Source organism: Prevotella sp. C561, from assembly GCF_000224595.1.
Taxonomy (GTDB): Bacteria; Bacteroidota; Bacteroidia; order Bacteroidales; family Bacteroidaceae; genus Prevotella; species Prevotella jejuni.
The window spans coordinates 5,326-13,570 of record NZ_JH114163.1 but is presented as its reverse complement, the minus strand read 5'-3'; the positions used below and the strand labels follow the sequence as shown (position 1 = coordinate 13,570).

Annotated in this window: 7 protein-coding genes and 1 pseudogene; 5 read left to right on the top strand and 3 right to left on the bottom strand. The window is 36.9% G+C overall.

Annotated features, from left to right (window positions below; all coding sequences use genetic code 11):
* A pseudogene (locus HMPREF0666_RS15450) lies at positions 1-197 on the bottom strand (IS1380 family transposase); the annotation flags it as partial.
* 314 nt (positions 198-511) lie between these two features.
* Between HMPREF0666_RS15450 and HMPREF0666_RS17535 the strand changes: the two are divergent.
* From HMPREF0666_RS17535 to HMPREF0666_RS15430, 4 genes are all read left to right on the top strand, one after another.
* Positions 512-1,243: a hypothetical protein gene (locus tag HMPREF0666_RS17535; RefSeq protein WP_009013322.1), complete on the top strand. Its 732-nt coding sequence runs from the start codon at positions 512-514 to the stop codon at positions 1,241-1,243.
* 217 nt (positions 1,244-1,460) lie between these two features.
* Positions 1,461-1,916, top strand: coding sequence for a M23 family metallopeptidase (locus HMPREF0666_RS15440; RefSeq protein WP_009013320.1), 456 nt, complete (start codon positions 1,461-1,463; stop codon positions 1,914-1,916).
* 90 nt (positions 1,917-2,006) lie between these two features.
* Positions 2,007-3,173: a hypothetical protein gene (locus HMPREF0666_RS15435; protein WP_009013319.1), complete on the top strand. Its 1,167-nt coding sequence runs from the start codon at positions 2,007-2,009 to the stop codon at positions 3,171-3,173.
* A 185-nt stretch (positions 3,174-3,358) separates the two neighbouring features.
* A complete protein-coding gene (locus tag HMPREF0666_RS15430) occupies positions 3,359-4,384 on the top strand; it encodes a hypothetical protein (protein ID WP_009013318.1) in 1,026 nt (341 codons plus the stop codon).
* A gap of 700 nt (positions 4,385-5,084) precedes the next feature.
* Here HMPREF0666_RS15430 and HMPREF0666_RS15425 read toward each other — a convergent pair.
* Positions 5,085-6,686 carry a fimbrillin family protein gene (locus HMPREF0666_RS15425; RefSeq protein WP_009013317.1) on the bottom strand — a complete coding sequence of 534 codons (1,602 nt, stop codon included), beginning with the start codon at positions 6,684-6,686 and terminating at the stop codon, positions 5,085-5,087.
* Positions 6,687-6,711: 25 nt separating this feature from the next.
* Positions 6,712-6,873 carry a hypothetical protein gene (locus HMPREF0666_RS17730; RefSeq protein WP_007135620.1) on the bottom strand — a complete coding sequence of 54 codons (162 nt, stop codon included), beginning with the start codon at positions 6,871-6,873 and terminating at the stop codon, positions 6,712-6,714.
* A 1,179-nt stretch (positions 6,874-8,052) separates the two neighbouring features.
* On the opposite strand from HMPREF0666_RS17730, the gene HMPREF0666_RS17015 reads away from it, so the two are divergent.
* A partial coding sequence (locus HMPREF0666_RS17015; protein WP_009013316.1) for a helix-turn-helix domain-containing protein occupies positions 8,053-8,245 on the top strand: 193 nt, incomplete at its 3' end.

The window sequence follows — 8,245 nt, the reverse complement described above, 5'->3', positions numbered from 1 at the left end:
CACTCTCCACCACAAAGGTAGCTGAAGAAGAGAGAGCCGAAAATACTTCCATGGCTGAATGCCTTGCCGCTGCATCCACGTCTGCCCAATACGGATTCGGTAAGTTTTTCAAAGTCCAGCTTTGAGAAAACGTCCATAATATGATAAATTCCACCGAAAGAAGTGATATTCTCGTTTTTAATTGCTACCTTTGTCATGTCAGATTTTTTATTTGTTTTTCTGTAGGTAGCACTAAGGTAAGTGAAATTTCTGACATATCCAAGTGTTTTGAGAACTTTGTTTCTCAGACACTTGGAGTTTTACAAGAATTTATGCTGCGGAATTAAGGAATAATAATACTGGCAGACAGACCTCAAAGGACCCCAAACAATACATACTTAAAGGGAAAGAAGTCCTCTTCTCTGTCAAGCGGCATATCCCCACGCCAAAGGCAGAACCCAGCAAGGCGAATGTTAATCGCACCGAGCCTGAAAAGAGTGGATGTCCACGCTGTAGAGAAGAATGGACGAATATGCTTCCAAGACTAAAACAGGTTTTTGGAAAAGTATCACTTAATAGATTAAAGTCGGTTGCACAAGCCTACACTGAACATATGAAAGCTTTGAGTATGGATACGTGTTGGGTAAAAGCACATTTCTTTGCACAAGCTACTATAGAAACCGAGTATACTCTTAACATTTCTGAGATTATGAGCTATAAAAGAGAAAGATTTGAGTATATTTTTCCAAGCAAAATATTCAAGGGAAAATGGACTAAAGATGGTAAATGGGTGTCAGACAGAGATAAAAATGGAAAAAGAATATACAAAGATGGGATGAAAAGGACTCTTGATAAGGTTTATTCTATAACTGACACTCAGGAACGTAAAATAGTTCTTGCAAACATTGCGTATGCTAATAAGGACGGTAATGGGGATTATTACTCTGGAGATGGGTGGAGATTCCGTGGAAGCGGTCTTGTACAAATAACGGGTAGGGAAAACTATAGTAAAATACAACATCTAATCAATACAAGGTTTAAATTAAATGTTGATATAATGACGAATGGCGCAGATACAATTAATGGAGATGATCGGATTGCGACGTTAGCCTCTATGTGTTATGTATATATTTGTTTGAAAGGGAATCCACAGCTTTCTTGTAATAAAGTGAGAAATACAAATAGTTTCTCAAAAGCCGTTGGGAAGAATATAAAAAAAATAAACCAAGTAGTTGGGAACGAAAACAAAACTCCTTTAACTTAGAAACTTCTAAAGCTTTTGTAATTGATCAATGTAACCTTTCTGAAAATAAAAAATAAAAGATGGGCAATGGCATGATCCTGTTGATAATCCTCAAATTGCTGTATTTACTCAAAAGGGAAATGATAATCCTGCAAATCAAGTATTTGGGACTACAAGAGGACGTGCTCACCAAGGAATAGATTTATTCGCACTTGAAGGGTCAAATCTTTATGCTTGTTTGTCAGGAAAAGTTGTTATTACAAGGAACAAAGGTAAGGCTGGTCATCAATATGTTGTTATAGAAGTTTCTAAAAAATCTCAGATAGAGATCTTCAGAAAGAGGAGGCGTAATGATTATAAAAAGATAGACCCTAAAGAATATCTGGAAGGAGAAGGATTCAACAAAGATTCCGATAAAATTTATTTTGTTTATTATCATATGAGTAAAATATTAGTGAATGAAGGTCAAGATGTAAATGCAGGTGATGTGATTGGTAAATCTGGTATTACTGGTATTGATTTAGGTACTCATGGCCCTCACCTTCATTTTGAAATAAAATCAGTTAATTCTTTTCCTCATGGCTTAGCAGGACGTGTAAATCCAGCACTCTATTTAGATTATAAAAAGAAAAATCAATTAACAGAAGCTGAAATGAATATACAGCGTAACAGAAATAAAAAAGGTTATAAGTAATTCTATGGTAATAATAAAGTTTTTCTTTTAGACGTATTGGCCTTTGTGTCAATTGGATGTATAAGTTGTACAAATAAGAAAGGTGCAGAAATGAAGATAGTGCATACAACACAGGAGAAAGATTCAATCTCTTCGTCTCTATGTAAGAAAATAGGAATTCCAGAGGATATGATTCTACCCATAAACTCTCAAGGAATGGACTCGCTAATGAAAGTCTATCAGACTTCTTACCTGCAATCATCCTCTGAGGATGAAGAAGAGGATGAAGTGCATATTGATGAACGATATATCAACATCCTGATACCTTATGCTTTCAACGACTTGGCGAAGCGTGGTTTTATACCTATATCTTCTGCTTTGTACAACAAAAAGTTGAAAGAGTTAGGTCTTGCTCCCGAGCAAAGGCAGAAACAGCCTTATATCTATGAATATAAACACTATTTTACCTCACCGACAATTATGCAGGGATGGACAGATGACATAGCAGAAGACGGTATTGACAAAAAAGAACATGAATATATTCGATACGCTCCTATCAGTAATATATTTGTCAAGGGCTATAATTTCTGCCTACCAAAACCTATGTTGGATTCCTTTCTGAGGAATAATAAGGGTAAAATAGCGTTTCATTTAAGTGATGAGATTGTACATCTAAATAGATTTTTGTTCAATGATAGCAAAGCGAGTTTCGCCTGGCTACTACACAATAATCCTGACATTTTGAAAGATTTGCTTCTATCTTATGGATATGATACGAATGAAGCTATCAATGAACTGGTACTAAAGGATATATCGAACGAATATACCAATGTGGAAGATGTCTCTGGATTAATAAATACGTTTATTCGTAAGGTATATGACAAAGAACCTCATATAGAAATCCGAGAGGGGTTAATGAAGACTATACTTCGGTTACCAGCCAATGATAAAAATTTGAAATGGCAAATAATTCTTGAAACATATATTGATTATCTCTTGAAAAAAGACAAGGCGGGGTGTCCATATTGGATGGCGCACTTTACGTGGAAGGAACGATACAAAGCTGCTGCCTATCTGGGATATTACTTATATAAAGACCGACTTCGATATCAGCAGATTGGGAGTACAGGCTTTGCCAATGAACTGTATTATAATAATGAGTTCAGAGATAATCTGGAAAAGCATCATTATTATAAACTGCCAGGGTTTAAGGAAATCTGCGATAAGATTTATGAGGACTACGATTTCTCCGTAAAGGCTTCGCAAACTGGAGAATAATAGGCTGCCCTTTGCAATACCTAAAGAGAATACCAAAAAGTTCTAAGAACTTCAGGTGTTTTTTATATCTTTGCGGTATGTTATCTAAACAACTCAATGAATATGAAAAGAATTGCTTTTAGATCAGCGTAGGTCTATGGAGCTACGGAGTATGTCTGACGAGCAACACAAATAAAAGTCAAGATATGAAAAAGAATATAGTATTAATAATAATCAGTGTATTATTCTTTGTTGGATGCTCTGAAGCACAGAGAAAGACAGGGCGTCCTTTGCCAAAGGTGCATAAAGGAGCTGCAGGTTCCTTGGTTCAGCCTGTCAGCGACAAGACGCTGGCAGACTGGAATGCTATCCATCACACGTATGCCGCAAAGAAATACGAACCGAAGGACAGTTGGGAACTTGTGTCCTACTATGATTATTCGGTCACAGAAAATGAGAAAAGCTTAGAGGAACTTCGGAAAATGAAGATACAGATACTTGGTGACTCTATCCTTTATCTGAATGGGAAGAAAATCAAGGTTAGACGTTCTGACAGCGATCCGTCTATGTACGAACGGGATGCACCTTACTACGCCTATATGAAGGACTACTTTGCTCTTCGTGGCATCAATGTATCCAAGTCGGTTCCTGTTCTGATTGTAGAGTCTTCAGCAAACGAGATATACAGCGATATGCTGGAGTATATTTACACTGGTGACTACCTTGTGTTGTATCATAATAACATTGCTGGTGTTTTCAAACACGTAAGAAGATCGGGGCAGGGACTGCCTTCCCTTGATGCAAAGCTGGAATACACGCAAGCTGACATGTATAAGGATGTAAAAAAGGAGATGAGCAGCAAGCGTGCCCGCGAATATAATATTCGTCCCTATAAAGGAGAGCTGAAATCATATTGGGGGGATAGAGTATCCCTGGCAAACAGCAGTGGTGGTTTCTATTTCGTGAAACTACCTAACTATAAGTCCTTCCCCATCTTTGTTGCCTATAACATCAACGATGACGATGAGTTCATTATATATACCTACAAGAATGGAATGATAGACGAAGAGAACAGTATCAACATCCTTGCCTTCAGCTCATATAATGACATAAAGGAAGACTTCGCTATCTTTACGGATGGTACAATCTATGTGCGAACTGTAGAGGGTAAGAAAACCTCCATAGATGTTTATCGTATCAATGATGATGGTGACTTCTATAGATTGGAGTAAAACGGAGGATTGTATAAAGACGACCTTATGTATCTTCGGAGTAACTTAAACCCAAATCTCTAATATTGGCTTTTAACAAAAAGATTGATTAAATTTGTACTTAGTACTTGAATCTACCAACACAGACAATAGTCTGAAAAATCATGACATAATTTCGAAAAAAGACCTAAAATAAAGTGGGAAAAAGACAGAAAAAAGAGAGTCTGCAACCAACAGGAAATCAACCCATTATGGAGTCGTAAAAGAAAAGGTGCTTAATTGGATTTCAAAAGGGCGTTAGTTAGACTTCAAAAGGGCATCTTTTGCAAGCCAATTGGGCGTCTTTTCAAAGCCAGAAGACCATGTATTGGTTTTGAGTTGTATGAAAATAGTTTACAAACGTTGAGTGATATGGGAATAAGTTGTTTGTAGAAGACGGAAGGACATGGTAAATATTTGCCTTTTCTGCATTCTTATCTTGTGCTTTATCCCTTTATGTGAGACCGTCCGATTTTGGACAGTCATACCTTACAAGTGTATAAGCCTTTATTCTTTTTCCAATCTACGTATTTAACGGGAGAGCCACAATGAGAACTATTTTTATATTATACTCTCTTTATAAATGTGTTCTCTACATTCTTATTCAGTAAAGGTTCCAGATGAAAAAAGAGAGGCTTGGTATTGTTTCCAGCCTCTCTTTTACTTACATTATTGTGGGAACCTATTCAAATGCCTGTACCTGCATGCCTACATAACGTTCATAGTAATTACGTACATAGACATTATTTAATTGCGTATCTATCGCAAAGCGAAGACAGTTGGCTGATATGACTTTACCATAATCTGCAGTTCTGGGACCATCGTTAACTGGATTTGGTGTACTTGCCCAGTAATAGCCTTTTTCTCCTAAACCGGTTAATTCCCCATCCTTATATTGTCCAAGTGCTGGAAGATAGAAATAATCACTTCTTACTGATGATTCTGGTTTGCCAGAGACTGCTACAGTAAATTTAATATCTTTACCTGAACTCCACGTATTTGTACCTGTATAGTTTACCTCAGAACTAAAATTTGAAATTTTGCTCTGTTTCTTTAGCCAGATGCCTCCTACATAAAGATGTTTTGCAAATACCCATAAAGTTTTGTTATCCAACTGTGGAGATCCTGCCCCAATATACCATGTAAGTGCTTCGAAGGTCGGCTCATCCTTGCATGAGTTTATAGCCTTTGTCTGGACCATATTCGTGAATGTAGTATTGTACCATCTTGCGTCCGCTGATGATTTTGCATAGTTTGTATTTACAGCGTTATTGAGTAAAGGCTGACTGCTCTCATACCCATTCCAATAATTGCTCTTTGCATCCCACATGTAATAATTGTTCTTGCGAGAAGTATATGTCGCCATGCCAAGGTCAGTCTTGATTACCTGATTCTTTCCAGCAGTACAATTTATACCACTATATGTATATGAAATAGTGCTCTTTGTACCAGTTACGGAATCATATAGAGTATAAGTAACCTTAAAGGTTGAGTAAGTTCCTGGAGCTACAACCATTATGGCTGCATTCTTAGATGCTGTAGCGGTAGTAGGAATAGGGAAACCAGTTTCTGAACTTGTTCCGTTCAAAGTCAAGGTTACGCTGTTAGAAGAAGAAGAACTAATTGCAGTTCCTAAACCGCTGTCGCTAAAATTGAACGTTCCAGCAAGGCTTTCACCGTTAGCCACTGTAACATTGATTTGTGTTACTACAGCAGAAGCAGCCAACTCCTCTTTTGAGTAGTATGGCATAAATGTTATGTACGAAGCCTCATGACTGAGAGTAAACTTATAGGACCCATCTGTTTGGCGTGTTGCAGTACCGACACCGCAGTCTCCAACAGTTCCTAACTGAGTCGCCTTGTTGGCTTCGTCCTGATTCTGACTTGTTGCTATTGTAACAGTGTTACCTGAAGTGCTTGCGTTCCCTGTGTATCTAACAGGATAGCTCGCTGCCGTATAAGTTCCATCGAAATAGAACTTTGCAGAAGTTGTTGTTGATGTAATATTGTTGGAACTACTTGCTGTTAGTGTAGGAGATGTTGTAGAGCCACTGTTTACCCAAATATTGTCGCTTGGAGTCCAGTAGAAATCTACCCCTGAATTATAAACGCCTGAGGTACGTGTCTTAGCCTCCGAAGTAATAGAGAAAGAAGTCTTACCTGTTAAATCCTTATCCTTAGCACTATTGCTATAATCCGCGTCACTTACATTGTCATTAGAACAAGCCGTCAGCCCCATAAGCAAGCATGTAGCAAACAAACTTGTGAACTTGTTAATCTTCATAATTCTTATTGATAATTATTTTGGGTTAATCTGGTTCAACATCAAACCTGTTAGTGTTGTCATCATCTGCCTTTTTGTGATCAGACTCAAAGGGTGAGTTTGTCCCCATGATTGGTTCTGCCGATACAGGAATAACTGAAAGCTCGGGGCAACAGTATTCCTTTTTTACATAATTTTTTCTTTGCATATCTGTTTTTTTATATGATTATATCCTCTCTAATCTACATGCGGCATCTCTGTAAATCACATTATTTATTGATAGATGTCATCGAATTAATAGGGCAAAAGTATTTATACTTTTTTAGATAAACAAGTTTACCCCCCCCGATTTAGATAATAAAAGTTATATTTATAAAATATTAACTTAGACTTCTTATCTTCTGCTACATTTTTGGCGTATAGGTCACATTTTTACCATAAGTCTCTTACATCAAAACTATTCGATAAAAATATAGCTGCCAGAAAGAACTTGCCTTCTAACAGCTATATGATATTACCTAAAATCTAATCGTTTACATTTTTCAATTATTTTATGTTTTGAACTAATCGGCTCATACATCCCTGATTAGAAACGGATCTATCATTCGACCTAATATATGTGTATGTAAATCTTATATGCGCCACGCTGTTTGTGTTATAAGAAGAAGTGGAGAAAAGAATCCATCAAAACTTATTTTCCTGTCATTGCTATCATCATCTTTAAGCATGTAATCATTTAATATTTACTCTATTACGCGAATTGTTAAAAGTGACAGCAACTTAAAACTAAAACTAACTGTATATAAATAAGGTGAGATTTTAGGGCTTTATATCGTGTCAAACACATGTTTAGGGAAAATCCCCCACTGTATAGGGGAAATCCTTTTCACATCTCTTTTTTTCTTCGTTCCTTTGCATCATGAAAGTTAGGAGTACTATTAGGCACCTTTTATTTTACTACTTTATAACTAATTGATTTCCTGTTGATTGCAGACCTGCTTTTTGTATGTAGTCTTGCTGTTATTTATTGATGTCTTGCTTGAATTTATGTAATGATTTTTCAAACCATTATCTGCATATTTTTGAAGTCTAAAAAGAAATGATTTTCAATATCAGAGGATGATAAGAGGACAGAAAGTTGACAGTCTTAGCCATGTTTTTGTTTAATGAGAAGCTTCGGTCCTTCCTTTTAAAGCAATACGAAAAGCGTCGCAAGTTCAACATAGAACTGCAATCCCAAGTGCTGGTGTAGCTTAATAATCTATACCTGAAAACACCGAGGGGTTTGGGGGCGAGAAGCCCCCATGAGAAGAAAATCAACAAGCAATGCATAAAAATAAGAAAGGGAGACCTCTGTCTCCCAAAGATTAATTAATTTTGCATTGCAATGTACAAACAATTAACCTCGGAGCAAAGGTACACAATTTCTGTGCTACTCCAAAATAGAACGAAACAAAAAGATATTGCCAAGGCGATAAATGTAAGTGCAAGTACAGTGTCTCGTGAAATAAGACGTAATAGCGGAGTCCGAAGACACTATAATTGGGAAACTGCCCAAGCAAATGCAGTACAAACAAGGC

Bases quoted from the DNA above. Each gene is read 5' to 3' on its own strand.
- HMPREF0666_RS17730 (WP_007135620.1), bottom strand. From the start codon at position 6,873: ATGCAAAGAAAAAATTATGTAAAAAAGGAATACTGTTGCCCCGAGCTT.
- HMPREF0666_RS15425 (WP_009013317.1), bottom strand. From the start codon at position 6,686: ATGAAGATTAACAAGTTCACAAGTTTGTTTGCTACATGCTTGCTTATG.
- HMPREF0666_RS15430 (WP_009013318.1), top strand. From the start codon at position 3,359: ATGAAAAAGAATATAGTATTAATAATAATCAGTGTATTATTCTTTGTT.
- HMPREF0666_RS17535 (WP_009013322.1), top strand. From the start codon at position 512: ATGCTTCCAAGACTAAAACAGGTTTTTGGAAAAGTATCACTTAATAGA.
- HMPREF0666_RS15435 (WP_009013319.1), top strand. From the start codon at position 2,007: ATGAAGATAGTGCATACAACACAGGAGAAAGATTCAATCTCTTCGTCT.